This is a genomic window from Stenotrophomonas rhizophila (assembly GCF_003651185.1).
GTDB lineage: Bacteria > Pseudomonadota > Gammaproteobacteria > Xanthomonadales > Xanthomonadaceae > Stenotrophomonas > Stenotrophomonas maltophilia_Z.
This window is the reverse complement of record NZ_RCDC01000009.1, coordinates 146,255-170,381: the sequence shown is the minus strand read 5'-3', so window position 1 is coordinate 170,381 and position 24,127 is coordinate 146,255. Positions and strand designations below refer to the sequence as shown.

The window sequence follows — 24,127 nt, the reverse complement described above, 5'->3', positions numbered from 1 at the left end:
GTCATTGCCCGCCGGCAAACCCGTTCTGGCGCCACGCCTCGTACATCACCACCGCAACGGTGTTGGACAGGTTGAGGCTGCGGTTGTCCGGTCGCATCGGCAGGCGCAGGCGGCGGCCGTGGGGCAGGCTGTCGAGCAGGTCCTGGGGCAGGCCACGGGTTTCCGGGCCGAACAGGAAGGCATCGCCATCTTCAAATTGCTGGGTGTCGTAACGCACGCTGCCGCGGGTACTCAGCGCGAACAGGCGCTTGGGCGCAATCACCTGCAGGGCGGTCTCAAGATCTGGATGGACCTGCAGTCGGGCGTATTCGTGATAGTCCAGGCCGGCGCGCTTGAGCTGCTTGTCGCTCAGGTCGAAACCGAGCGGCTCGATCAGGTGCAGCCGCGCGCCGGTGTTGGCGCAGAGGCGGATCACATTGCCGGTGTTCGGCGGGATTTCGGGTTGGAACAGAACGACATGGAACGTGGGCGTGGCAGTCATCGGCGAAGTGTACGCCGTGGCTGCGGGGGACCGCAGCTACGGCTTACTGGCGGATCAGGGTCGAGGCGGCGGCAGCGGCGGTGTCCAGCGCCAGGGCCTGCAGATCGGCAGCCGACGGACGCACCTGCAGGGTCGGCAGGTTGATGATCACTTCATTGGCGACGGCAGTGGCCGCAGCGGTGAAGGTGGCGACGTAGCCGCGGTCACGGGTCTGCTCGGCAGCCAGGGCCTGGCGCTGTTCGGCGGTCGGGCGCACTTCAACGGCGGCCAGCGTGGTGACGCGGCGGTTGGCGGCCAGTTCGGCGCGGTAGTCAGCGATCAGGCCGGCGGTCGGGCGGACTTCCACGACGGCCAGGGTCGGGATGCTGCTGGTGCGCTCAACCTCGGCCTGGGCGATCTGGTCGGCCGAAGGGCGGACCTGCACGGTGTCGAAGGTGACGATGGCGGGGGCGGCCTGCACCGACGAAGCAAATGCGGAGCCGGCGGCGAGGGCGATGGCGATGGCGAGCGTCTTGGTGTTCATGGCGAGGTCCTGTTTAGTGTTGGCGAGCAGTGGTGTGGTAGTAAGGTAGTACACCGATTCGGGGCGTGCAAGAACAATTTGATCTTTCTTGTTTTTGTTCAGCATCCAGTCAGTTTAGATTTGATCCTTGCTTCCCTTGCCCAGTACCACGCAGGACGCGTGCCAAGTTTTATCTGTTGATTTCAAAGGGTTTTTATCGATGTCGCGGTGTCCGCTGTCCGGACAGTTGTCCGCCGCAGGGCCTGCAGGCTGTCCGTTTTGCCCCCAATGACTGTTGGCCGATGCCTTTTGCCTGGGCGGCGCGCTAGCATCCGGCTTCACTTTCATGACCAAGGAACCGGAATGACCGTCCAACTCCGACCGCGTGCCGCGCTGCTGGCTGTAGCGCTCTCCGCCGCATTGGGCTCACTGGCGCCCGCACCGGTCCTGGCCAAGCCGGCCACGGTGGCCAAGGTCGACATTCCGTTCGAGCAGTTCACCCTGCCCAATGGCCTGCGCGTGGTGGTGCACACCGACCGCAAGGCGCCGATCGTGGCCGTCAACATCTGGTACCACGTCGGCAGCAAGGACGAACCCGCCGGCCGCACCGGCTTTGCGCACCTGTTCGAACACCTGATGTTCCAGGGCAGCGAGAACCACGACGGCGAGTATTTCGAGCCCTTCAAGCAGGTGGGTGTCACCGGCCAGAACGGCACCACCAACACCGACCGCACCAATTACTTCGAGAACGTGCCGACCACGGCGCTGGACATGGCGCTGTGGATGGAGTCCGACCGCATGGGCCATCTGCTCGGCGCGATCGACCAGGCCGCGCTCGACGAACAGCGCGGCGTGGTCCAGAACGAAAAGCGCCAGGGCGAGAACCAGCCGTATGGCCAGGTCTGGGAAAAGCTGACCCGCGCGATGTATCCGGAAGGCCATCCGTATCACCACAGCGTGATCGGCTCGATGAACGATCTCAACGCGGCCTCGCGGGACGACGTGAAAACGTGGTTCCGCACCTGGTACGGCCCCAACAATGCAGTGCTGGTGCTGGCCGGTGACATCGATGTGGCCACGGCGAAAGAAAAGGTCGCCAGGTACTTCGGCGACATCCCGGCCGGCCCGAGCATGGCCCAGCCCAAGGTGGACGTGGCCAAGCGTGAGAAGAGCACGCGCGAAGTGATGACCGACAAGGTGCCGCAGGCGCGCATCTACCGCGCGTGGAACGTCGCCCAGGTCGGCACCACCGACATAGACCAGCTGCAGCTGTTCGCGCAGGTTCTCGGCGGTGCGAAGTCCTCGCGTCTGGACCAGCGCCTGCTGCACCAGGACAAGCTGGTGGACAACATCAGTGCCGGCGCCTACAGCTCGCAGCTGGGCTCGAACTTCGTGATCATGGCCAGCGTCAAGCAGGGCGTGGACCCGGCCAAGGTCGAGGCGATCATCGATGAAGAGGTGAAGCGCCTGACCAAGGACGGCCCGACCGCCGATGAGCTCAGCCGCGGCAAGACCGCCTTCCGCGCCGGCTTCATCCGCGGCATCGAGCGCATCGGTGGCTTCGGCGGCAAGGCCGACGCGCTGGCCGAGTGCACCGTGTACGAAGGTGACCCGGGCTGCTTCCGCACGTCGCTGGCCACCATCGATGCGGCCACTGCCGCGCAGGTGCGCGATGTCGGTGCCAAGTGGCTGGGCGCCGGCGACCACACCATCGTGGTCGAGCCGGGCGCGCGCGTTGCCTTGGCCGAACTGCCGTCGGAAACGCCCAAGCCGTTCACCGTGCCCGCCGTGGACCCCAGCTTCACGACGATGGCCCAGCAGGTCGACCGCAGCACCGGCGTGCCGCAGACCAAGACCTTCCCGGACCTGAAATTCCCGGAACTGCATCGCGCCACGCTGAAGAATGGCACCCAGGTGATCCTGGCCGAGCGTCACGACATCCCGGTCGTGCAGTTCAGCTATGAGTTCCCGGGTGGCTTCACCGCCGACCAGGGCCGCAAGTCCGGCACCGCCAACTTCACCATGGGGCTGCTCACCGAGGGCGCCGGCAAGCTGGGCGCGCTGCCCTTCGCCGATGCCGCCGATGCACTGGGCGCCAAGCTCGATGCCTCCGCCTCGCTGGACAGCACCAGCGTGTATCTGTCCGCGCTGAAGGAAAACCTCGCCCCGTCGCTGGCCCTGTATGCGGACATGCTGCGCCAGCCGCGCTTCGACCAGACCGAGATCGATCGCGTCAAGGCGACCTGGATCGCCGGCATCCAGCAGGAGAAGGTCAACCCCAGCGCGGTCGCGATGCGCGTGATGCCGACCCTGCTGTACGGCGCCGGTCATCCGTATGCGATCCCGTTCACCGGCAGCGGCAATGAAGTGGACATCCAGTCCATGACCCGCGAGGACCTGGTCGATTTCCACCGTGATTGGCTGCGCCCGGAGCAGGGCACCCTGATCGTGGTCGGCGACACCACGCTGAAGGACCTCGTGCCGCTGCTGGAGCGCCAGTTCGGCAACTGGAAGGCCGAGGGCCCGGCCCCGCAGGTGAAGGCCCCGGTGGACGTGGCACGGCCGACCCAGGCCCGCGTGTACCTGATCGACCAGCCGGGTGCGGTGCAGGCCAACCTGTTCGCCAGCCAGGTGGTGCCCTCGTCCAAGGACCCGGGGTCGACCCGCTTCGACATCGCCAACGGCGTGCTGGGCGGCGACTTCACCTCGCGCCTGAACATGAACCTGCGTGAGCAGAAGCACTGGTCCTACGGTGCCGGCAGCAGCGCCAGCAACACCCTGGGCCAGCGCCCGTGGGGCGCCCGCGCACCGGTGCAGATCGACAAGACCGCCGAGGCGATGCAGGAGATGCGCAAGGAGATCGCCGAGTTCGCCAGCGGTGCCAAGCCGGCCACCCCGGCCGAGGTGGCGCGCATCCGCAACATCCAGAACCTGAGCCTGCCCGGTGCCTACGAGACCGCCAGCGCGGTGATGGGCACCATCAGCGGGATCGTGCGTTACCAGCGCCCGGACGATTATGTGGTCCAGCGCAAGGCCGAGATCGAGGCGATGACCCCGGCCCAGGTGCAGCAGGCCGCGGCCACGCTGGACCCGAACGCGCTGACCTGGGTGGTGGTCGGTGACCTCAAGCAGACCGAGGCACCGGTGCGTGCGCTCAACCTCGGCCAGGTGCAGGTGATCGATGCCGAAGGCAAGGTGGTGGCTCCGGCTGCTCCGGCTGCTCCGGCTGCAGCGGCACCGAAGGCCCGGTGATGCCGACAGCGGGTCAGCCATCGCGCTGACCCGCGCCTCAGGTGCCGGGGACCCTCCCGGCCCCTGATCACCCTCGATTCAGTTGTTTCCCGCACACTCCCTTACGTATTCCAGCCAGGCCTTGTCCATGCGCATTCTGCTTCTGTCCGCCCTGATCCTCAGCGTTTCCGCCTGCACCTGGGTGCCGATCGAGTCGTCCGGCAAGACGGTCCGCGTGCTGCCGGCCGGTGCGGTTCCCAGCGGCTGCCAGAGCAAGGGCGAGGTGGTGGTGACCGTGAAGAGCAAGGTCGGCTTCTACAACCGCAACCCGCTGCGCGTGCAGGAAGAGCTGGAAACCCTGGCCCGCAACGAGGCGCCCAGCGCCGGTGCCAATGCCGTGCAGGCCTCTGGCCTGCCCGCCGATGGCAGCCAGCGCTTCCTGGCCTTCCAGTGCCCGCCACGCTGAACCCTTCACCCTGCGCCCGGACCATACGCCCGGGCGTGAATTCGTAAAGGTGCGGTGAAAGCCGTGCCGGCTTACAATAACGCCCCCTTTGCCTGAGCCTTGGCGCTAACTGATGCTCTTCAAGAATGTCTCGATCGCCGGCTTGGCGCACATCGACGCGCCGCACACGCTGACGTCCAAGGAAATCAACGAACGGCTGAAGCCGACGCTGGATCGTCTTGGCATCCGTACCGATGTGCTCGGCGATATCGCGGGCATCCACGCCCGCCGCCTGTGGGATGCCGACATGCTGGCCTCCGACGCCGCCACGCTGGCTGCCCGCAAAGCACTGGAAGACGCCGGGATCGGCGCCGACAAGATCGGCCTGCTGGTCAACACCTCGGTCAGCCGCGACTACCTGGAGCCGTCCACGGCCAGCATCGTCTCGGGCAACCTGGGGGTCGGCGACGAATGCATGACCTTCGACGTCGCCAATGCCTGCCTGGCCTTCATCAACGGCATGGACATCGCCGCCCGCATGCTCGAACGCGGCGAGATCGACTACGCGCTGATCGTCGACGGTGAACCCGCCACCCTGGTGTACGAGAAGACCCTCGAGCGCATGGCCCTGCCGGGCGTGACCGCCGATGACTTCCGCAACGAGATGGCCGCCCTGACCCTGGGCTGCGGTGCCGCGGCGATGGTCATGGCGCGCACCGAGCTGGTGCCCGATGCCCCGCGTTACCGCGGTGGCGTGACCCGCTCGGCCACCGAGTGGAACCAGCTGTGCCGGGGCAACCTGGACCGCATGGTCACCGACACCCGCATGCTGCTGATCGAAGGCATCAAGCTGGCACAGAAGACCTTCGTGGCCGCCCGTGAAGCACTGGGCTGGGCCGTGGAGGAACTGGACCAGTTCGTGATCCACCAGGTCAGCCAGCCGCACACCGCCGCCTTCATCAAGAACTTCGGCATCGACCCGAAGAAGGTGATGACGATCTTCGGCGAGCACGGCAACATCGGCCCGGCCTCGGTGCCGATCGTGCTGAGCAAGCTCAAGCAGCTGGGCAAGCTGAAGAAGGGCGATCGCATCGCGCTGCTCGGCATCGGCTCGGGCCTGAACTGCTCAATGGCCGAAGTGGTCTGGTAAACCAGTCGCCGCAGGCTGCTGCGGCGTTGGAATTGAACATCAAGGGCCGGTTCTGCCGGCCCTTTTCACAGGTGCGTTTGCATGCCCCAGCTGCCCGGTTACCCCGCCCATCCGCACCGCTTCGAGGTGCGCCCCGGCCTGTCGATGAACTATCTCGACGAAGGCCCGCGCGATGGCGAGGTGGTGGTGATGGTCCACGGCAATCCGTCGTGGAGCTATTACTGGCGCACCCTGGTGACCGGCCTCTCGGACAAGTACCGCTGCATCGTGCCGGACCATATCGGCATGGGCCTGTCGGACAAGCCCGATGACGCGCACTACGACTACACCCTGCAGTCGCGCGTGGATGACCTGGAGGCGCTGCTCGCGCACCTGGGCATCACCGGCCCGGTGACCCTGGCCGTGCACGACTGGGGCGGCATGATCGGCTTCGGTTGGGCGTTGTCGCACCACGCGCAGGTCAAGCGCTTGGTGGTGCTCAACACCGCCGCCTTCCCGATGCCGGCCGCGAAGAAGATGCCGTGGCAGATCGCGCTGGGTCGCCACTGGAAGATCGGCGAGTGGCTCATCCGCACCTTCAACGCGTTCTCGTCCGGTGCCTCGTGGCTGGGCGTGGAACGGAAGATGCCGGCCGAGGTGCGCCGCGCTTACGTGTCGCCGTACAACAGCTACGCCAACCGCATCAGCACCATCCGCTTCATGCAGGACATTCCGCTGTCACCGGCCGACAAGGCCTGGTCGCTGCTGGAGCGGTCCGGCCAGACCCTGCCCAGCTACGCCGACCGTCCCGCCTTCATCGGCTGGGGGCTGCGTGATTTCGTGTTCGACCACCACTTCCTGGAGGGTTTCCAGGCCGCACTGCCGCAGGCGGACGTGCATGCCTTCGAGGATGCCGGACACTATGTGCTGGAAGACAAGCACGAGGTGCTGGTGCCGAAGATCCGCGCGTTTCTGGACGCGCACCCGATCTGATCGGCGTGACGACCAACGGTCGTCACCTGCCCATGCCGATCTTTACGCCGCGATCGGTGCCTGCGGCGGCGCCGGGGAATTGCCGTTGTCGTCGGGATGATCATCGTCATTGCCCGCCTCGTCCCGCCAGCGCCAGTCGGCCAGGGTCAGCGCCGGCATGCCGTGCGCCACGCGCGCCTTGTCGCACTGGGGGCTGGCCTTGCCGTACTCCCACGAAGCATCCACCTCACGGCACACGCTGGGGCGGTTGGGGTGGATGCTGCAGCGCGAATACACGCCGATCTCCGCATCCAGCGCCACGCAGTACACCGGCTTGGACAGGGTGCCGCGCATGCACAGCCGGTGCGGGTCCAGCACCTGGGTGAGCTCGTGCGGGACGCCACCGGGGGTGACCTCGTCCGATTCCATCCAATGGAAGGCCACACGGTATTGGGTGCAGCAGGCGCCGCAGGTGAGGCAGGGATGGGGCATGGGGCACCGGCCTTGGGCGGCAGCGAAGCAGGAGGGAAGGGCGCGAATTTTCCACGCCACCGGCCGGCGCGCAAGATTTTTCTGCAGCGGCGACAATGAACGGATGAACAGCGCCATCAATATCGCCGCGCGCCTGCCCGAGCTGGCCCGTGAACGCCCCGACCAGATCGCCATCCGCTGCCCCGGCAAGCCCGGGCCCGGCGGCATGGCGCGTTATGACGTCACCCTGGATTACCGCACCCTCAACGCCCGCAGCGACGCGATGGCGGCCGGCCTGGCCGCGCACGGCATCGGCCGCGGCGTGCGCGCGGTGGTGATGGTGCGGCCCTCGCCGGAGTTCTTCCTGCTGATGTTCGCGCTGTTCAAGAACGGCGCGGTCCCGGTGCTGGTCGACCCGGGCATCGACAAGCGCGCGCTGAAGCAATGCCTGGACGAGGCCCAGCCGCAGGCCTTCATCGGCATCGGCCTGGCCCACATGGCGCGCCTGGTGCTGCGCTGGTGCCGCTCTGCGCGCCTGCTGGTGACCGTCGGCCGCCGCTGGGGCTGGGGTGGCACCACCCTGGCCCGGCTGGAAGCCCAGGGCGCCACGGCGGCGCCTGCGCTGGCCCCGACCGATGGCGAGGATGTCGCGGCGATCCTGTTCACCAGCGGCTCCACCGGCGTGCCCAAAGGCGTGGTCTACCGCCACCGTCATTTCGTCGGCCAGGTCGAGCTGCTGCGCGCCGCCTTCGGGATGGAGCCGGGTGGGGTGGATCTGCCGACCTTCCCGCCGTTCGCGCTGTTCGATCCGGCGCTGGGGCTGACCTCGGTGATCCCGGACATGGACCCGACCCGCCCGGCCCAGGCCGATCCGCGCAAGCTGCATGACGCCATCAACCGCTTCGGCGTCACCCAGCTGTTCGGCTCGCCGGCGCTGATGCGGGTCCTGGCCGATCACGGCCAGCCGCTGCCGAGCGTGCGCCGGGTGACCTCGGCCGGGGCGCCGGTGCCGCCGGATGTGGTCGCGCGGATCCGCCGCCTGCTGCCCGATGACGCCCAGTTCTGGACCCCCTACGGCGCCACCGAGTGCCTGCCGGTGGCGGTGATCGAAGGCCGCGAGCTGGAGAACACCCGCCAGGCCACCGAGGCCGGCGCCGGTACCTGTGTCGGCCGCGTGGTCGCGCCAAACGAGGTGCGCATCATCGCCATCGATGACGCGCCGCTGCCGGATTGGTCGCAGGCCCGTGTGCTGGCCACCGGCGAGGTGGGCGAGATCACCGTGGCCGGCCCGACCGCCACCGACAGCTACTTCAACCGCCCGCAGGCCACCGCCGCGGCGAAGATCACCGAAACCCTGGCCGATGGCAGCACCCGGGTCGTGCACCGGATGGGCGATGTCGGCTACTTCGATGCGCAGGGCCGGCTGTGGTTCTGTGGGCGCAAGACCCAGCGCGTGGAAACCGCGCAGGGGCCGCTGTACACCGAGCAGGTCGAGCCGGTGTTCAATGCGCTGGACGGCATCGCCCGCACCGCGCTGGTCGGCGTGGGTGCGCCGGGTCGGCAGCGGCCGGTGCTGTGCTACGAACTGCAGCCCGGCACCATCGATTCGCCCGCCCTGGTCGAGCGCCTGCGTCGTGAAGCGGCCGCACATGCGCACACCGCGCGCATCGAGCAGTTCCTGCCGCACCCGGGCTTCCCGGTCGACATCCGCCACAACGCCAAGATCGGCCGCGAGAAGCTCACGGTATGGGCCACCGCGCAACTGGAGCAGCACGCATGAAGATCCTCGTGACCGGCGGCGGCGGCTTCCTCGGCCAGGCCCTGTGCAAGGGACTGATCAAGCGGGGTCACCAGGTGCTGGCGTTCAACCGCGGCCACTACCCTGCGCTGCAGGCGATGGGCGTGGGCCAGATCCGCGGCGACCTGGCCGATGCGCAGGCGGTGATGCATGCGGTGGCCGGGGTCGATGCGGTCCTCCACAACGGGGCCAAGGCCGGTGCGTGGGGCAGCTATGACAGCTACCACCAGGCCAACGTGGTCGGCACCGACAATGTCATCGCGGCCTGTCGCGCGCACGGCGTGGGCAAGCTGGTCTACACCTCCACGCCCAGCGTGACCCATCGCGCCACGCATCCAGTGGAGGGCCTGGGCGCGGACGAGGTGCCGTATGGCGAGAACTTCCAGGCGCCGTACGCGGCCACCAAGGCCATCGCCGAGCAGCGCGTGCTGGCGGCCAACGATGCGCAGCTGGCCACGGTCGCGTTGCGGCCGCGGCTGATCTGGGGCCCGGGCGACCAGCAACTGGTACCGCGTCTGGCTGAGCGCGCCCGCGCCGGCCGCCTGCGCTTCGTCGGCGATGGGCAGAACAAGGTCGATACCACCTACATCGACAACGCCGCACTGGCCCACTTCCTGGCCCTGGAGCACCTGGCCCCGGGCGCGGCCTGCGCCGGCAAGGCGTACTTCATTTCCAACGGCGAGCCGCTGCCGATGCGCGAGCTGCTCAACAAGCTGCTGGCCGCGGTGGATGCGCCGCCAGTGACAAAGTCGATCAGCTTCAAGGCGGCCTACCGGATCGGCGCGGTCTGCGAGCGGCTGTGGCCGCTGCTGCGCCTGCGCGGCGAGCCGCCCATGACCCGCTTCCTGGCCGAGCAGCTGTGCACCCCGCACTGGTACAGCATGGAACCGGCGCGCCGCGACTTCGGTTATGTCCCCTTGGTCAGCATCGAAGAAGGGCTGGCCCGGCTGGCATCTTCATCGAACGCACAGGATTCCATCACTCCCTGAACACCGCAGGTTGGTGAACATGGCCCCACGCCAACTCCGGCACGCATCAACGCGAGGGTCGACATGCTGCATTACGCCGTCATCTTTTTTGTCATCGCCATCATCGCGGCGGTGCTTGGTTTCTCGGGCATTGCCGGCGCCGCCAGCAACGTCGCCTGGATCCTGTTCGTCGTTTTCCTGATCCTGGCGGTGGTTTCGATGTTCCGCAAGCGGACCTAGTGTCCGGCGCGTCCCGCGCTACCTCTCTCCGGCGTGGGACGCGCTGCGGAAATAATGACGGCCTGACATCGGCAACGATGTTCAGGCCGTCGTTGCGATGGCGCTGCGCAGATCGCGCTCACGCGCATGCCGGTCCATCGCCAGTTCCAGCAGCCGCGTGATCAGGGCGGTGTAATCCAGCCCACTGGCTGCCCACAGCTTCGGGTACATGCTGATGCGGGTGAAGCCGGGCAACGTGTTGATCTCGTTGATCACCACCTCGCCGGCCGGCGTCAGGAATACATCCACGCGTGCCAGGCCGGCACACTCCAGTGCCTGGTAGGCCTGCACGGCGATCTGCCGGATACGGGACTGCTCCGCATCGGTGATGGCCGCCGGCACCACGATGTCGGCACCGGTCTCGCTGATGTATTTGGTGTCGTACGAATAGAAATCATCGTGCACGACCACCTCGCCACAGACGCTGGCTTCGGGGTGTTCGTTGCCGAGCACCGCGCACTCGATTTCGCGGCCGTCGATCGCCGCTTCCACCAGCGCCTTGTGATCGAACGACAGCGCCAGCGCGAGGGCGGTATGGAAGTCCGCCTCGTTGCGCACCTTGCTCACACCCACCGAGGAGCCCTGGTTGGCCGGCTTCACGAACAGTGGCGTGCCCAGCGCGGCGACCAGCGCGGCGTAATCGGCCCGCGCCGCAGTGACCCGGTTGAAGCAGGCGAACGGCGCCACCGCCAGCCCGGCATCGCGCAGCAGGCGCTTGGCCACGTCCTTGTCCATCGCCACTGCCGAGCCCAACACGCCTGAGCCCACGAAGGGCAGGTTGGCCATGCGCAGCAGGCCCTGCAGCGAGCCGTCCTCGCCCAGCGTGCCGTGCACGATCGGGAACACCACGTCGATCTGCTCCAGCGCGGTGGCCGGATCGGTGGGCACCAGCTGCTGGCGCTCCAGGCCCGGCCGCACCGCCACCGCATTGCCCGAGCGGTGCAGCGCGATCCGTGCCGGGTCGCCGGCATTGAGCAGGAAGTCGCGCGGGTCGCTCACGTGCCACTGGCCCTGCTTGTCGATGCCGATCAGGCTGACCTCGAAGCGGTCCTTGTCCAGCGCATCGAGGATGTTCTTCGCCGACTGCAGCGAGACCTCGTGCTCGGCCGAACGGCCGCCGAAGATGATGCCTACCCGGGTCTTGCCCATGCCTGTTGCCGCTCCTGTCACTGTGTTGGGGTGCCATAGCATGAACCGAGTCGGCGCCCGGGAACACGCCCGCCGTTCAAGGGCACACGGTAGAATGCGGTGATGGCCCGTTCCCTGCTCTCTTCCCTCAAGCCGCTGGCTGGCAATGCGCTGCAGCTCACGCTCAACCGCGCGCTGGCGCTGGACCCGGACACCCGCAGCGCGCTGGCCGCGCTGGATGGCCGCCACATCGCGCTGACCCTGGAATCGCCTGCGTTGGCGATGCGGATCGGGGTGGACGGGGAGCGCCTCACGGTCGGCCCGGTCGATCCGCAGCAGGTGCCGGACCTGGCCGTGCGCAGCACGCTGGGCGGGGTGCTGGCCCAGCTGCCGTTCCTGGCCAATGCACGCCGTGGCGGTGATGCGCCGGCCGGGCGGGTCAAGGTCTCCGGCGATGCCGAGCTGGCCCGCCGCCTGCAGCAGCTGGCGACCCGTTTCGATCCGGACTGGCAGCAGCCGTTCGTGCGCGTGTTCGGCGAGGTGATGGGCGTGCAGATCGCCAACACCCTGCGCTCGGCACTGCAGCACGCGCGCCGCGGCGCGTCCGACCTGGCGCACAGCGCCGCTGAATTTGTCACCGAGGAGTCGCGCGACGTGGTACCCCGAGCAGAACTGGATGCCTTCCACGACGATGTGGACGTGATGCGCGACGACGTTGAACGCATGGCCGTGCGCGTCCAGCGCCTGCGGCAGGTGGGCGCATGAAGGCGATCTTCCGCGCCAGCCGCATCGGCCGCATCATCCTGCGCTACCGCCTCGACGATCTGCTCCAGGGCACCCCGGCCGAACGCTGGCTGCGCCTGGCCAAGCCGTTCGTGCCACGCGCCTCGGCCGACATCGCCGCACAGTCGCGCGGTGCGCGCCTGCGCCTGGCGCTGCAGGACCTCGGCCCGATCTTCGTCAAGTTCGGCCAGATCCTCTCCACCCGCCGTGACCTGATCCCGGCCGACGTCGCCAACGAACTCACCCTGCTGCAGGACCGCGTCAAGCCGTTTGATGGCGCTACCGCGCAGGCCATTGTCGAGCGCGCGCTCGGCCGCCCGGTGAGCGAAGCCTTCGCCAGCTTCGATCTGCAGCCGCTGGCCTCGGCCTCGATCGCACAGGTGCACGCGGCCACGCTCGTCGATGGCCGCCAGGTGGTGGTCAAGGTGCTGCGCCCGGACATCGAAAAGCAGATCGACGCCGACATCGCGCTGCTCAAGTCGGCCGCCGCGCTGATCGAACGCGCGCACCCGCGCGCCGACAAGATCCGCCCGCGCGAAGTGGTCGCCGAAGTCGAAAACACCCTGGCCGCCGAACTGGATCTGCAGCGCGAAGGCGCCAATGCCAGCTTGCTGCGCCGCAACTGGATCGACTCGGACGATCTGTACGTGCCCGAGGTGATCTGGAGCCACACCGCCGAGCGCGCGCTGACCCTGGAGCGGGTGTGGGGCATCCCGTCGGACGACATCGTCGCGCTGGACAAGGCCGGCATCGACCGCAAGGCGCTGGCCGCCAAGGGCGTGCGGGTGTTCTACACCCAGGTGTTCCGCGACAACTTCTTCCACGCCGATGCGCACGCCGGCAACATCTGGGTCGACACCGATCCGGCGCGCCGCGACAACCCGCGCTTCATCGCGCTGGATTTCGGCATCATGGGCCAGCTGTCCGAAGAAGATCAGTACTACCTGGCCGAGAACTTCATGGCCATCTTCAACAAGGACTACCGGCGCATGGCCGCGCTGCATGTGGAAGCCGGCTGGATGCCCAACAACGTGCGCATCGATGAACTCGAAGCGGCCGCGCGTTCGGTGTGCGAACCGTATTTCACCCGCCCGCTGTCGCAGATCTCGCTGGCCGAGGTGCTGATCAAGCTGTTCCGCGTGGCCCAGCGCTACGAGCTCACGCTGCAGCCGCAGCTGATCCTGCTGCAGAAGACACTGCTCAACATCGAAGGTGTCGGCCGTCAGCTCGATCCGGAACTGGATATCTGGGCGGTCGCGCGGCCGGTGCTGGAACGCATCCTGCGCGAACGCTACAGCCCGCGCCGGGTGCTGAAGGAAGTGCGCAAGCGCCTGCCCGAAATCATGACGCATACGCCGGACATGCCGCGCCTGGTCCACGCCTGGCTGCGCCAGCAGGTGGAAGGTGATCATGAACTGTCGATGCGCTCGCGTGATCTGGCGGCGCTGAACGTCAGCGTGCAGAAACTGCAGAAGCGCGCGGTGGCCGCGATTGCCGGCGTCGGCCTGATGATCGTCGCCGCGGTGCTGTATGGCCTGCAGCCGGGTGGCTGGTACTTCGGCGATGCCCCGGTGTGGAGCTGGGTGACCGGCGCGGCGGGGGTGTTCTCGCTGGCCAGTGCCTGGTGGCGCCGATGAGCGTGATCGAGCTGCCGGCAGCGGCCCTGGCCGAGCCGCCGGTGGCGCTTCCGCCCCTGCAGCTGCTGCACCTGGACGACCAGCTCGCCGTGGTCAACAAGCCCGCCGGGCTGATGGTCCACGACAGCAAGCTTGCCCGGGGCGAAGACGACTTCCTCGCCGACCGCCTGCGCGAACAGCTCGGCAAGCCGATCTTCCTCGTCCATCGTCTGGACCGCGCCACCAGCGGCTGCCTGCTGCTCGCCTTTGATCGCGAAAGCGCCAGCGTGCTCGGCAAATCGCTGATGGGCGGCGACGTCACCAAGGATTACCTCGCGATCTGCCGGGGCTGGCCGGCCGACGAGGCCTTCACCGTCGACCACGACCTCGATGGCGGCCCCGGCAAGCCGGTCAAGAAGCAGGCGATCACCCACTTCCAGCGTGTCGCCGTGGGCGAGATCGCGATTCCGATGGGCGAGTTCGAGACCTCACGCTACGCCCTGCTGCGCTGCCAGCCGCAGACCGGCCGCTTCCGCCAGATCCGCCGCCACCTCAAGCACCTCTCGCATCACCTGATCGGTGACACCAGCCACGGCGACGGCCGCCACAACCGCAGCTTCCGCATGCAGGGCATCCACCGCATGCTCCTGCACGCCGAGCGCCTGCGCTTCCCGCATCCGGATGGCACGCCGATGGACATCAGCGCGCCGGTGGACGGCGAATTCCGCAAGGCGATGGATCTGTTCGACTGGGAAGTGCGCTGACCTGGGCTGCCCGGCTTACTCATCCATGGAAAACGAACAGCTGCCGTACGCGGACTGACACGTAACCCTCTGTGATCCCGAGCCCGATTACTTCTTCGCCGGTGCGGCCGCAGGCGCCGGCTCGTTCACGATCGCCTCCAGGTCCTTCTGCAGATCCACGAACAGCGGCTGCATCTTGGCCTGGATCGCCACCATCACGTTCTGCATCAGCGCCGGCGTCTTGTCCAACAGGCTCTGCCCCGCCGAGCTCTCATAGAACTCCGCCATCGCCAGCACGTCTTCCTTGCTGAAGGTCTGCTTGTACAGATCCACATACATCGGCCGCAGCTCCTTCCAGGACAGCGCCTGGCGCACCGTCTGGCTGGTCCGTTGCTCGATCCGCTGCAACTGCGCCTGCTGCGTCGCATCCAGCTGACGCTGCTGCGCCACCTGCTGGAACTGCTGGCGCTGCATCGCCTCGATCTGCGGCAGCATCGTATCGAGCATGCTCTGCGCGCGCGAGGCGGCCAGCAGGCGGTTGATGTCGGCATCCGACGGCGGCGCGGCGATGGCCGGCGCGATCGCGCCCAGGCCCAGCGCCAGGGCGAATGTCATGCGGATCAGGCCACGGCGGGCCATCGGGCGGATCGGGAACATTGCGGAGCATCCTGCGTTGCGGGAAACCGGAGAATACCTGCGATGGCGTCATCAGACCGTAATTGAGGACGTTATCGGCGACATCCACGCACGTTGCAGTCACCCGGCCGGCGGTCCTCCCCTTACAATGCCGCCCATGGGCAACGGGCCAGTCACCATCAGCGCGCACCTGACGATTCCGGATACGGAACTCGTCGAGCGGTTCGTGCGCGCCAGCGGCGCCGGTGGCCAGAACGTCAACAAGGTCTCCACCGCCGTCGAGCTGCGCTTCGACGTGGCCGGCTCGCCTTCGTTGCCCGAGCCGTTGCGCGCGCGCCTGCTGGCCCGCCGCGACCGGCGCATGACCGGCGAAGGCGTGCTGGTCATCGATGCACAGCGTTTCCGTACCCAGGACCGTAACCGCGAGGACGCGCGCGATCGACTGGCCGCCTTCATCCAGGCGGGGCTGAGCGTGCCCAAGGCACGCGTGGCCACCAAGCCGACCTACGGGTCGAAACTGCGTCGTCTGGACGCCAAAAAGGGGCGCGCGCAGATCAAGCGCGGGCGCACCACACGCAATTGGGAGTGATTGCTTGAACAACCGAAGTCCGTTGTTGCCGGTGGTTCCGCCGAACATGCCGCAGGTCAAACCGAACCGCTTCCTCCGCTGGCTGGCCCGCTGCACGCTGCGCCTGGGCGGCTGGAAAGTGACCGGCACCCTGCCCGATGTGCCCAAAGTGGTGTTCATCATCGCGCCGCATTCGTCCAACTGGGACGGCTTCTGGGGCATGGCGGCGAAGATCGCGCTGGGCATGCAGGTCAAGGTGCTGGGCAAGGCCTCGCTGTTCTGGTGGCCACTGGGGCCGCTGCTGCGCAAGCTCGGCGTCATCCCGCTGGACCGCAGCTCACCGCAGGGCACCGTGGAGCAGGCAGTCAGCCTGATCCGTGGCTCGGACCGCCTGTGGTACGCGATCACCCCGGAGGGCACGCGCAAGGCAGTGCAGCACTGGAAGGCCGGCTTCCTCAAGATCGCGCGCATGGCCGATGTGCCGGTGCTGGCCGCGTACTTCCACTACCCGGAAAAGACCATCGGCATCGGCCCGTTGTTCCATCCCACCGGCAACGACGCGGCCGACATGGCCGCGATCCGCGCGTACTACCGCCCCTGGCAGGGCAAGACCCGCGGCACCGTCTGAGCGCCGCCGGGCGGGCCGGACCGGGTAGCCCCCACGGCCCGCACAGCCACGCGCCACGACCGGCACATGCCGCCTGCGGGCTTTGGGAGTAGGGTGATCGGCTGCGGGATTTCACGTCCCGCGCCCTCATCCAAGGAGCCCGTTTCATGTCGCGTACCGTAGTTTTGGCCGCTGCCATCAGCCTGGCGCTGGCGGCCTGTTCCGGCAAGGAGTCCACCCCCGTGACCGATACCCAGCCCGCCCCGACCCAGCAGCCGGCCGATGCGTCCGCCAACCCGCTGTTGAGCGCCAGCACGCTGCCGTTCCAGGCGCCGCCGTTCGACAAGATCAAGGACAGTGACTACCTGCCGGCCTTCAACGAAGGCATGAAGCAGCACCTGGCCGAAGTCCGCAAGATCGCCGACAACCCCGAGCCGGCCACCTTCGACAACACCATCGAAGCGCTGGAGCGCAGCGGCGAGACCCTGACCCGCGTGTCGCGCATCTTCTTCGGCCTGGTCCAGGCCGACACCAACGATGCACGCCAGAAGGTGCAGGAAGAAGTCGCCCCGAAGCTGGCCGAGCACCAGGACGAGATCAACCTCGACCCGAAGCTGTTCGCCCGCATCAAGACCATCTACGACCAGCGCGATGCGCTGGGCCTGGACCCGGTGCAGAAGCGCCTGGTTGAGCGTGATTACCAGGAGTTCGTGCGTGCCGGCGCGCAGTTGAACGATGCCGACAAGGCCTCGCTGCGCAAGCTCAACGTGGAAGAAACCACGCTGGCCACGCAGTTCCACACCCGCCTGGTCGCCGCGACCGCCGCCGGTGCCGTGGTCGTCGATGACAAGGCCAAGCTGGCCGGCCTGGATGAGGATGCGATCAACACCGCCGCCGCCGATGCCAAGGCCCGCAACCTCGATGGCAAGTACCTGCTGCCGCTGCAGAACACCACGCAGCAACCGGTGCTCGGCTCGCTGAGCGACCGCGAGCAACGCGCCGCCGTGCTCAAGGCGTCGGAGACCCGTGCTGAAAAGGGCGACGCCAACGACACCCGCGAGACCATCCAGCGCCTGGCCCAGCTGCACGCGCAGAAGGCCAAGCTGCTCGGCTTCGAGAACTACGCCGCCTACAGCCTGGCCGACCAGATGGCCAAGACCCCGGCCGCCGCGCTCAAGCTGCTGACCGACACCGTGCCGGCCGCGACCGCCAAGGCGCGTGGCGAGATCAGCGAAATGCAGAAGGTGATCGACGCGCAGAAGGGCGGTTTCAAGCTCGCTGCCTCCGATTGGGACTTCTACGCCGAACAGGTGCGCAAGGCGCAGTACGACCTGGACGAATCGCAGATCAAGCCGTACTTCGAGATGGACAACGTGCTGCAGAACGGCGTCTTCTACGCCGCCACGCAGCTGTACGGCATCACCTTCAAGCCGCGTACCGACATCCCCACCTACCACCAGGACATGAAGGTCTACGAAGTGTTCGACAAGGACGGCACCTCGCTGGCCCTGTTCTACACCGATTACTTCAAGCGTGACAGCAAGTCCGGCGGCGCCTGGATGGATGTGTTCGTCGAACAGGACGGCCTGACCGGTGCCAAGCCGGTGGTCTACAACGTGTGCAACTTCACCAAGCCCGCCGCCGGCCAGCCCGCGCTGCTGAGCTTCGATGATGTGACCACGATGTTCCATGAGTTCGGCCATGCGCTGCACGGCATGTTCTCGAAGGTGAAGTACCCGTCCATCGCCGGTACCAGCACCTCGCGCGATTTCGTCGAGTTCCCCTCGCAGTTCAACGAGCACTGGGCGCTGGACCCGAAGGTCTTCGCCAACTACGCCAAGAACTACAAGACCGGCGAGCCGATGCCGCAGGCGCTGGTCGACAAGATCCTCAAGGCCCGCACCTTCAACCAGGGCTATGCGACCACCGAGTACCTCTCGGCCGCCCTGCTCGACCTGGCCTGGCACACCCAGCCGGCCGACGCCAAGCTGCAGGACGTCGCGCCGTTTGAAGCGGCCGCGCTGAAGAGGTTCAAGGTCGACCTGCCGCAGGTGCCGCCGCGCTACCGCACCAGCTACTTCGACCACATCTGGGGGGGCGGTTATTCGTCCGGTTACTACGCCTACTTCTGGGCCGAAGTGCTCGACCATGACGCCTTCGAGTGGTTCAAGGAGAACGGCGGCCTGACCCCGGAGAACGGCCAGGTCTTCCGCGACAAGATCCTCTCGCGCGGCAACAGCGTGGAGCTGGCCGATCTGTACCGCGAGTTCCGCGGCAAGGATCCGTCGGTGGAACCGCTGCTGGTCAATCGTGGCCTGAAATAATCGCGGCATCCCGGTAGGTACCGACCGTTGGTCGGTACGCTTGCCACCAGTGCGCGATGATATTGAAACGGCAGGGGAAACCCTGCCGTTTTTTTTCTTCTGCCGCGAGCGTTACGCCCGACCGGCAGGCCCCTCGGCAAATGTCCCCCGGCCGCCGCCTGAGGGCGGCGGCCTCTTCCTTGATTTTGCCCAGGCGCCTACCAGCCGCTACGGGGCTGGCTCGCAGTACGCTGACGGAAAACCCGGCTTTTCTGTGGGTGCCAATCCTCTGGATACGTGGGTCGCGATGTCCTTGTGGGCGAAATAAAGGGGGAGGGGGCGGCCGCCGGCCGACGCCGGAGGACATTCGCCGGCAAGGGCATCGTGGCCCAGCGCCCGACCCGGCCTCCGCCAGAGGCGTGCTGCCCTCACCCCTCAGGTCCCCACGTGCACGCCCTCGGCGATCTCACTGCGTCCCAGGTGATCCAGCGCGATCTCCAGCGCGTGCATGTAACTCTGTGCGCAGTACCCACGCGCCACGCCGATGCGCTGGCCCACCTCCGCCGGCAGGCACGCCTCCGGGGCGCGCGCATCGTCGTCATGCACTTCCACATAGGCGTTGTGCAGATGCGGCAGCAGGCGCTGCAGGCGCGCGCTGGCCACACACGCACCCGGATCGAGCAGGGTGACTTCGCCGCGGCTGTGATCGGCCACGCGCAGCGCATCCAGCAGCTCCTGCTCCGAGCCACACGCCCGGATCGCCACCGTGGTGCCCGCATCGATCGCGCGGTGCACCAACGATTTCAGGACCAGCGCAGGCAGCGGCTGCGCGGTACGGATCAGCTGCCCGGCCGCTTCCGGCCCCCGGATGATGAAGATCGACATGGCTCAGCCCTCCACGGCCTGCAGGCGATGGGCGGCGATCGCCAACGACAGGCGACACGCATCCTGGCGCCCGCTGCTGCAGACGACCCGCGCGGCCGGGGCATGCTGCGGATGCAGGTGCTCGTCCAGCGCGTCATCGTCGTTGCTGGCCATCTCGATGTAGGGCGCCGGCAGGTCCTCCAGCGCGGTCCGCAGCGCCTGGCCATAACGGGCCCACTGCGGCGCATCGACCGCCGCGGTGGCGATCAGGACCAGCGCCGGGCGGCTGCGCTGGGCACGCTGCAGGCAGCGCACCAGGGCCGGCAGGGAGTCGCAGTCGCGGCAGGCTAGGCGGTGCCCGGCGACCCGCGCCGGCAGCGGCAGCGGCGACGCGTCCGGCACGGCGTTCGACGGTGTATGCCGGATCAGCAGGATGGTCATGGAACGTCTCTTCGAAGCGCCCTTCGGCGCGGTGTCGCCACGATGCAGCCGCGCCCCGTAAAACCGCGATGCCGACCACGCCGGCCCGGCGTAAACACTGCGTAGCTTTTTCGGACCCGGCCAGGGAACTTGCCCGCCGCCCGTCCGGTCACAGCCACACACTCCCTGGAGCGCCCGTATGGACACCCCCGCCGCCGCCTCTGCCCCCGCCGACCACCGCCTGCTGCGCTGGCTCAAGAAAGAAGCCCTGCCGCTGCTGGTCATGCTCGGCCTGCTCGCTGCGGCGCGCGACACCCTGGCCAATCACTACCAGGTGCCCAGCGGCTCGATGCAGCACACGCTGATGCCGGGTGACCGGGTGGTGGTGGACATGCGTGCCTACGGCGTGCGCCTGCCGTTCACCTCGGTGGAGCTGCTGCACACCGGTCAGCCACAGCGCGGTGACGTGGCGGTGTTCGATTCACCGCAGGACGGCACCCGGCTGATCAAGCGCATCGCGGCGGTCGGCGGGGATCGGGTCGAGCTGCACGACGGTCACCTGAGCATCAACGGCCATCCGCTGGCCCAGGCCGGGGTCGGTGAGATCGAAGACTTCGGCCAGCATCTGGCCCAGCTGGATCTGGGCCAAGGGGGTGGACCGGACATCACTGGGCTGACCGTCCCGACGGGCGAGGTGCTGATGCTCGGCGACCACCGCGGCAACAGTGCCGACGGACGTTTCTTCGGCCTGGTCCAGGCCAGCGCGCTGTACGGCAAGGCCTCGCATGTCTACTACCGGCGCGGCGAAGGCCTGACCTGGCAGGCGCTGTAACCGCGCCCGCGATCTGAATCGATATCTGCAACATCTCGATTCAGACCTATCAGGTTATGGATCGACCTACCGACGCTGCCTATCCTGAGCGCTGACTCCTCGCTCCGGCCCGTCTACGCGGGCCTTACCGGCATGAATGGCGACACCGCAGCGGTCCCCGACCGCAGCCCCCCGACCACCACCGCAGCGCCGGCCGGGGACCAGATCCAGCAGGGCACCCCGGCCTTCCGGCGCACGGCGGCCGCGCTGTTCCTGGCCGGCTTCTCCACCTTCGGGCTGCTCTACACGGTGCAGCCGCTGCTGCCCGAATTCAGTCGCCACTTCGGTGTCTCCGCAGCCAACAGTGCGCTGACCCTGTCGCTGACCACCGGTCTGCTGGCGGTCTCGATGCTGATCGCGGGATTGATCTCCGACCGCATCGGGCGCCGCAGCGTGATGGTCGCCGCGCTCCTGGCCTCCAGCGTGTTGTCCGTCGCCACCGCGATGGTGGATGACTGGACCACGCTGCTGGTGTTGCGCACGCTGCTCGGCATCGCGCTCAGTGGCGTCCCGGCGGTGGGCATGACCTACCTCGCCGAGGAAATGGACAGCCGCGCGCTGGGCCTGGCGATGGGCCTGTACATCGGCGGCAACGCGATCGGCGGCATGAGCGGCCGTCTCATCGCGGGCATCGTGGCCGACCATTGGGGCTGGCGCTGGGGCATTGGCGTGGTCTCGTTGATCGCGCTGCTCAGTACCGTGCTGCTATGGATCCAGCTGCCGCCGTCACGCCACTTCCAGAGCCGTCGCGGGGGACTGCGCGAACTGCCTTCGCGCTGGCGCAGGCTGTTCGGCGATCCCGGGTTGCCGTGGTTGTTCGCCACCGCGTTCGTGCTGATGGGCGTGTTCGTCACCCTCTACAACTATCTCGGCTTCCACCTGCTGGCGCCGCCGTATGGCCTCAGCCAGACCGTGGTTGGCCTGATCTTCAGCGTGTACCTGGTCGGCACCTTCAGCTCGGCGTGGATGGGGCAGCAGGCCAATCGCCATGGCCGCAGCCGCGTGCTGGCGATCTGCTACGGACTGATCGCGCTGGGCATCGTGCTGCTCGCGATGCCGTGGCTGGGCTGCATGGCGGCCGGCATCGCGCTGGTGACGTTCGGCTTCTTCGGCGGCCACTCGGTGGCCAGCAGCTGGGTAGGCAGCCGCGCCGGTGCGATGCGCGCCGAAGCATCCGCCCTCTATCTGTTCGCCTACTACCTGGGCTCCAGCGTGGCCGGGGTGCTTGGCGGCGTGTTCTACACCCATTGGGACTGGCTGGGCGTGTGCGGTTTCGTGGGGGTACTGACCGTGGCCGGTGGCGTGATCGCCTGGCGTCTGGGCCAGCGCGTGCAACCGGCCACCACCGCGCTCGCGCTCAGCCGCTGACCCCCTGCAGCAGCCGGGTGAAGTGCTCGATCAACGGCGACGCCGCACCACGCCGGCAGGCCACGTGCACTTCCGAACTGGCGGCACGATCGCTGAGTGCGACGAAGCGCGCGCCGTCCACCTGGATATGGCTGCACGAGGCGGGTAGCACCGTTACCCCCAACCCTGAGGCCGCCAGGCTGATCAACGTCGAGGCTTCCCCGGCTTCCTGCACGATGCGCGGCGTGAAGCCGGCGCCCCGGCACAACGCGATGAAGTGATCGTGGATGCCCGCGCCGACCTCGCGCAGGAACCCGACGAACGGCTCATGCGCGAACAGCCGCAGCGCCACCGCCGCATCGGCGGGCAGCTCACGCACCAGCGGATGCTGGCCGTGCACCACCAGCGCCAGCGGATCACTGAACAGTTTGCGTGACATCAGCGGCGCGGGCAGGGCACGTTTGCGGATCAACCCGACATCCAGTTCGCCGGCCATCAGCGCATCTATCTGCTGCAGGGTGTTCATCTCGCGCAGCTTCAACTGCACCTGCGGGAACTGCTGGCGGTAAGCGAAGATCGCGCGCGGAATCTGCGTGGACAGTGGCGTGGCCCGGGTCAGCCCGATGCGCAGCTCGCCGGTTTCCCCGCGCTGCGCGCGCTGGGTCAGATCGATCGCGGTCTCCACCCGGGCCAGCACCTCGCGCGCCTGTTCCTGCAGCACGCGCCCGGCATCGGTGAGTTCCACGCGACGGTTCGCGCGCAGGAACAACCGCGCGCCGAGCAGCGTTTCCAGCTGACGGATCTGCTGGCTGAGCGGCGGCTGCGACATCCCCAGCCGCTCGGCCGCGCGGCCGAAGTGCAGCGTCTCGGCGACGGCCAGGAAGTAGCGCAGGTGGCGGAGTTCGATGGACATGGGCGTGTGTCAGCGCTCGGAATGACCACTTTCATCATAGCTGCGCGGACTGAACAGATCCGGCTGGATCAGCTCGATGAACGCCCGCGCCTGCGGTGACAGAAACCGCCCGCGCCGCACGATCACCCCATAACTGCGCTCCGGGAACCACGCACTCATCGAGCGCGTCACCAGCTTCTCGCGGTCGGCATCGTGGAGGCAGAGCGCCGGCACAATGGAGATGCCCATGCCCATCGCCACGTACTGCTTGATCACTTCCCAGCCGCCTACTTCCAGCGCCACGGTGTAGGGCAGTCGATGCCGTTGGAAGACCTGGTCCACCAGCCGGTAGGTGATCTGGCGTTTGGGCGGCAGCACCAGCGGGTACTGCGAGATCGCCTCCAGGCTCAGTTCGCCATGCGCCAGCGGATGATCGGGCGGGGCGATCAGCACCTGCTCGAAGCGGTAGGCCGGGGCGTAGCTGAGGTCGGCCGGCACGTCGGTCATCGAGCCCACCGCCAGGTCCGCCGCATCGCTGCGCAGCAGGTCGGTACCGTCGGCGCTGATCGCGTTGTGCAGGGTCAGGCGGACATCCGGGTGGCGCTGGCGGAAGCGCTCCACGATGCGCGGCAGCAGGTACAGGATGGTCGAGCTGTTGGCCGCGATGTTGAGCTCGCCCGCGTCCAGCCCCTTCACCTTGTCGCGGAAGCTGGCCTCCAACCCGTCCAGGTTCTCCACCAGCGGCAGCGCCATCTCATACAGCAGTTGGCCTTCACGGCTGGGCACCAGGCGTCGCCCGCTGCGCTCGAACAGATTGACCCCGAGTTCGCGCTCCAGGGCCTGCAACTGCTGGCTGATGGCCGGCTGGCTGACGAACAAAGCCTCAGCTGCCCGTGAGACTGAGCCCAGGCGGACCGTCTGGCAGAACGCCCGCAGCGGCTTGAGCCGATCGGATTTGTAGGAAAACCGGGGACTTGGCGTGCGCGGCGTGGTCATGGCGTCATGAGTATAAGCACACCTTATGTAAGCCATTGCAATAACTGCTTTGTCAAATATTGGCATGCCGGCGCACG

Annotated in this window: 24 protein-coding genes; 15 read left to right on the top strand and 9 right to left on the bottom strand. The window is 67.6% G+C overall.

What is annotated here, in order from left to right:
• Position 1: 1 nt before the first annotated feature.
• Complete coding sequence (gene trmL / locus BCL79_RS19505) at positions 2–481, bottom strand: tRNA (uridine(34)/cytosine(34)/5-carboxymethylaminomethyluridine(34)-2'-O)-methyltransferase TrmL (RefSeq protein WP_121044428.1); 480 nt, start codon at positions 479–481, stop codon at positions 2–4.
• A gap of 43 nt (positions 482–524) precedes the next feature.
• On the bottom strand, positions 525–1,004 hold the full coding sequence (locus BCL79_RS19500) for a hypothetical protein (RefSeq protein ID WP_121044425.1): 480 nt from the start codon (positions 1,002–1,004) through the stop codon (positions 525–527).
• A gap of 342 nt (positions 1,005–1,346) precedes the next feature.
• Between BCL79_RS19500 and BCL79_RS19495 the strand changes: the two genes are divergently transcribed.
• The 4 genes from BCL79_RS19495 (at position 1,347) to BCL79_RS19480 (ending at position 6,781) form a co-directional block, all read left to right on the top strand.
• Positions 1,347–4,235 (top strand): M16 family metallopeptidase, encoded by a 2,889-nt coding sequence (locus tag BCL79_RS19495; protein WP_121044422.1) that lies wholly within the window; start codon positions 1,347–1,349, stop codon positions 4,233–4,235.
• A gap of 127 nt (positions 4,236–4,362) precedes the next feature.
• Complete coding sequence (locus BCL79_RS19490) at positions 4,363–4,680, top strand: DUF4156 domain-containing protein (protein WP_046272272.1); 318 nt, start codon at positions 4,363–4,365, stop codon at positions 4,678–4,680.
• Between the two features lie 112 nt (positions 4,681–4,792).
• Positions 4,793–5,809, top strand: a complete 1,017-nt coding sequence (locus tag BCL79_RS19485) for a 3-oxoacyl-ACP synthase III (protein ID WP_121044419.1) — start codon at positions 4,793–4,795, stop codon at positions 5,807–5,809.
• An 81-nt stretch (positions 5,810–5,890) separates the two neighbouring features.
• On the top strand, positions 5,891–6,781 hold the full coding sequence (locus BCL79_RS19480) for an alpha/beta fold hydrolase (RefSeq protein ID WP_121044417.1): 891 nt from the start codon (positions 5,891–5,893) through the stop codon (positions 6,779–6,781).
• A 42-nt stretch (positions 6,782–6,823) separates the two neighbouring features.
• On the opposite strand, the gene BCL79_RS19475 is transcribed toward BCL79_RS19480, so the two are convergent.
• The gene (locus BCL79_RS19475; RefSeq protein WP_121044414.1) at positions 6,824–7,252 is read right to left on the bottom strand and encodes a YkgJ family cysteine cluster protein; all 429 of its coding nucleotides are present in this window, start codon (positions 7,250–7,252) and stop codon (positions 6,824–6,826) included.
• Between the two features lie 103 nt (positions 7,253–7,355).
• Here BCL79_RS19475 and oleC point away from each other — a divergent pair, with 103 nt between their 5' ends.
• From oleC to BCL79_RS19460, 3 genes are all read left to right on the top strand, one after another.
• Positions 7,356–9,011, top strand: a complete 1,656-nt coding sequence (oleC, locus tag BCL79_RS19470) for an olefin beta-lactone synthetase (RefSeq protein ID WP_121044411.1) — start codon at positions 7,356–7,358, stop codon at positions 9,009–9,011.
• Positions 9,008–10,018 carry a 2-alkyl-3-oxoalkanoate reductase gene (gene oleD / locus BCL79_RS19465; protein ID WP_121044408.1) on the top strand — a complete coding sequence of 337 codons (1,011 nt, stop codon included), beginning with the start codon at positions 9,008–9,010 and terminating at the stop codon, positions 10,016–10,018. Before oleC ends, oleD begins: the two co-directional genes overlap by 4 nt.
• Positions 10,019–10,081: 63 nt before the next feature.
• Positions 10,082–10,237, top strand: a complete 156-nt coding sequence (locus BCL79_RS19460; protein WP_019184873.1) for a DUF1328 domain-containing protein — start codon at positions 10,082–10,084, stop codon at positions 10,235–10,237.
• Between the two features lie 81 nt (positions 10,238–10,318).
• Here the strand turns inward: BCL79_RS19460 and ddlA are convergent, their stop codons facing one another.
• Complete coding sequence (gene ddlA / locus BCL79_RS19455; protein ID WP_121044405.1) at positions 10,319–11,425, bottom strand: D-alanine--D-alanine ligase; 1,107 nt, start codon at positions 11,423–11,425, stop codon at positions 10,319–10,321.
• Positions 11,426–11,527: 102 nt separating this feature from the next.
• Here ddlA and BCL79_RS19450 point away from each other — a divergent pair, with 102 nt between their 5' ends.
• From BCL79_RS19450 to BCL79_RS19440, 3 genes are read left to right on the top strand one after another with little or no spacing between them, the layout of a single operon-like run.
• Positions 11,528–12,169: a ubiquinone biosynthesis accessory factor UbiJ gene (locus BCL79_RS19450; protein WP_121044402.1), complete on the top strand. Its 642-nt coding sequence runs from the start codon at positions 11,528–11,530 to the stop codon at positions 12,167–12,169.
• On the top strand, positions 12,166–13,824 hold the full coding sequence (gene ubiB / locus BCL79_RS19445) for a ubiquinone biosynthesis regulatory protein kinase UbiB (RefSeq protein WP_121044399.1): 1,659 nt from the start codon (positions 12,166–12,168) through the stop codon (positions 13,822–13,824). The genes BCL79_RS19450 and ubiB overlap by 4 nt, the downstream gene beginning before the upstream one ends.
• On the top strand, positions 13,821–14,567 hold the full coding sequence (locus BCL79_RS19440; protein ID WP_121044535.1) for a pseudouridine synthase: 747 nt from the start codon (positions 13,821–13,823) through the stop codon (positions 14,565–14,567). The genes ubiB and BCL79_RS19440 overlap by 4 nt, the downstream gene beginning before the upstream one ends.
• An 87-nt stretch (positions 14,568–14,654) precedes the next feature.
• On the opposite strand, the gene BCL79_RS19435 is transcribed toward BCL79_RS19440, so the two are convergent.
• Positions 14,655–15,161, bottom strand: a complete 507-nt coding sequence (locus tag BCL79_RS19435) for a DUF2059 domain-containing protein (RefSeq protein ID WP_226956706.1) — start codon at positions 15,159–15,161, stop codon at positions 14,655–14,657.
• 178 nt (positions 15,162–15,339) lie between these two features.
• Here BCL79_RS19435 and arfB point away from each other — a divergent pair, with 178 nt between their 5' ends.
• From arfB to dcp, 3 genes are all read left to right on the top strand, one after another.
• On the top strand, positions 15,340–15,771 hold the full coding sequence (gene arfB, locus BCL79_RS19430; RefSeq protein WP_121044396.1) for an alternative ribosome rescue aminoacyl-tRNA hydrolase ArfB: 432 nt from the start codon (positions 15,340–15,342) through the stop codon (positions 15,769–15,771).
• A 46-nt stretch (positions 15,772–15,817) separates the two neighbouring features.
• Positions 15,818–16,378: a lysophospholipid acyltransferase family protein gene (locus BCL79_RS19425; RefSeq protein WP_226956705.1), complete on the top strand. Its 561-nt coding sequence runs from the start codon at positions 15,818–15,820 to the stop codon at positions 16,376–16,378.
• Between the two features lie 146 nt (positions 16,379–16,524).
• Complete coding sequence (gene dcp / locus BCL79_RS19420; RefSeq protein WP_121044391.1) at positions 16,525–18,681, top strand: peptidyl-dipeptidase Dcp; 2,157 nt, start codon at positions 16,525–16,527, stop codon at positions 18,679–18,681.
• A 414-nt stretch (positions 18,682–19,095) separates the two neighbouring features.
• Here dcp and BCL79_RS19415 read toward each other — a convergent pair whose 3' ends face one another.
• Both BCL79_RS19415 and BCL79_RS19410 read right to left on the bottom strand, forming a co-directional pair.
• Positions 19,096–19,545, bottom strand: a complete 450-nt coding sequence (locus BCL79_RS19415) for a 3-dehydroquinate dehydratase (protein WP_121044388.1) — start codon at positions 19,543–19,545, stop codon at positions 19,096–19,098.
• Positions 19,546–19,548: 3 nt separating this feature from the next.
• Complete coding sequence (locus BCL79_RS19410; RefSeq protein WP_121044385.1) at positions 19,549–19,965, bottom strand: hypothetical protein; 417 nt, start codon at positions 19,963–19,965, stop codon at positions 19,549–19,551.
• 178 nt (positions 19,966–20,143) lie between these two features.
• Here BCL79_RS19410 and lepB point away from each other — a divergent pair, with 178 nt between their 5' ends.
• Complete coding sequence (gene lepB / locus BCL79_RS19405) at positions 20,144–20,776, top strand: signal peptidase I (RefSeq protein WP_121044382.1); 633 nt, start codon at positions 20,144–20,146, stop codon at positions 20,774–20,776.
• Positions 20,777–20,908: 132 nt separating this feature from the next.
• Positions 20,909–22,183, top strand: a complete 1,275-nt coding sequence (locus tag BCL79_RS19400; protein ID WP_121044379.1) for an MFS transporter — start codon at positions 20,909–20,911, stop codon at positions 22,181–22,183.
• Here the strand turns inward: BCL79_RS19400 and BCL79_RS19395 are convergent.
• Together BCL79_RS19395 and BCL79_RS19390 are read right to left on the bottom strand one after the other, a co-directional pair.
• On the bottom strand, positions 22,173–23,075 hold the full coding sequence (locus BCL79_RS19395) for a LysR substrate-binding domain-containing protein (protein WP_121044376.1): 903 nt from the start codon (positions 23,073–23,075) through the stop codon (positions 22,173–22,175). The two genes, BCL79_RS19400 and BCL79_RS19395, sit on opposite strands and share 11 nt — an antisense overlap.
• Positions 23,076–23,084: 9 nt before the next feature.
• Entirely contained in the window at positions 23,085–24,050 is a 966-nt protein-coding gene (locus BCL79_RS19390; protein ID WP_121044373.1) for a LysR family transcriptional regulator, read from the bottom strand.
• Positions 24,051–24,127 lie beyond the last annotated feature (77 nt).

Coding starts and splice junctions, on each gene's coding strand:
- trmL (WP_121044428.1), bottom strand. CDS start 481: ATGACTGCCACGCCCACGTTCCATGTCGTTCTGTTCCAACCCGAAATC.
- BCL79_RS19500 (WP_121044425.1), bottom strand. CDS start 1,004: ATGAACACCAAGACGCTCGCCATCGCCATCGCCCTCGCCGCCGGCTCC.
- BCL79_RS19495 (WP_121044422.1), top strand. CDS start 1,347: ATGACCGTCCAACTCCGACCGCGTGCCGCGCTGCTGGCTGTAGCGCTC.
- BCL79_RS19490 (WP_046272272.1), top strand. CDS start 4,363: ATGCGCATTCTGCTTCTGTCCGCCCTGATCCTCAGCGTTTCCGCCTGC.
- BCL79_RS19485 (WP_121044419.1), top strand. CDS start 4,793: ATGCTCTTCAAGAATGTCTCGATCGCCGGCTTGGCGCACATCGACGCG.
- BCL79_RS19480 (WP_121044417.1), top strand. CDS start 5,891: ATGCCCCAGCTGCCCGGTTACCCCGCCCATCCGCACCGCTTCGAGGTG.
- BCL79_RS19475 (WP_121044414.1), bottom strand. CDS start 7,252: ATGCCCCATCCCTGCCTCACCTGCGGCGCCTGCTGCACCCAATACCGT.
- oleC (WP_121044411.1), top strand. CDS start 7,356: ATGAACAGCGCCATCAATATCGCCGCGCGCCTGCCCGAGCTGGCCCGT.
- oleD (WP_121044408.1), top strand. CDS start 9,008: ATGAAGATCCTCGTGACCGGCGGCGGCGGCTTCCTCGGCCAGGCCCTG.
- BCL79_RS19460 (WP_019184873.1), top strand. CDS start 10,082: ATGCTGCATTACGCCGTCATCTTTTTTGTCATCGCCATCATCGCGGCG.
- ddlA (WP_121044405.1), bottom strand. CDS start 11,425: ATGGGCAAGACCCGGGTAGGCATCATCTTCGGCGGCCGTTCGGCCGAG.
- BCL79_RS19450 (WP_121044402.1), top strand. CDS start 11,528: ATGGCCCGTTCCCTGCTCTCTTCCCTCAAGCCGCTGGCTGGCAATGCG.
- ubiB (WP_121044399.1), top strand. CDS start 12,166: ATGAAGGCGATCTTCCGCGCCAGCCGCATCGGCCGCATCATCCTGCGC.
- BCL79_RS19440 (WP_121044535.1), top strand. CDS start 13,821: ATGAGCGTGATCGAGCTGCCGGCAGCGGCCCTGGCCGAGCCGCCGGTG.
- BCL79_RS19435 (WP_226956706.1), bottom strand. CDS start 15,161: ATGACATTCGCCCTGGCGCTGGGCCTGGGCGCGATCGCGCCGGCCATC.
- arfB (WP_121044396.1), top strand. CDS start 15,340: ATGGGCAACGGGCCAGTCACCATCAGCGCGCACCTGACGATTCCGGAT.
- BCL79_RS19425 (WP_226956705.1), top strand. CDS start 15,818: ATGCCGCAGGTCAAACCGAACCGCTTCCTCCGCTGGCTGGCCCGCTGC.
- dcp (WP_121044391.1), top strand. CDS start 16,525: ATGTCGCGTACCGTAGTTTTGGCCGCTGCCATCAGCCTGGCGCTGGCG.
- BCL79_RS19415 (WP_121044388.1), bottom strand. CDS start 19,545: ATGTCGATCTTCATCATCCGGGGGCCGGAAGCGGCCGGGCAGCTGATC.
- BCL79_RS19410 (WP_121044385.1), bottom strand. CDS start 19,965: ATGACCATCCTGCTGATCCGGCATACACCGTCGAACGCCGTGCCGGAC.
- lepB (WP_121044382.1), top strand. CDS start 20,144: ATGGACACCCCCGCCGCCGCCTCTGCCCCCGCCGACCACCGCCTGCTG.
- BCL79_RS19400 (WP_121044379.1), top strand. CDS start 20,909: ATGAATGGCGACACCGCAGCGGTCCCCGACCGCAGCCCCCCGACCACC.
- BCL79_RS19395 (WP_121044376.1), bottom strand. CDS start 23,075: ATGTCCATCGAACTCCGCCACCTGCGCTACTTCCTGGCCGTCGCCGAG.
- BCL79_RS19390 (WP_121044373.1), bottom strand. CDS start 24,050: ATGACCACGCCGCGCACGCCAAGTCCCCGGTTTTCCTACAAATCCGAT.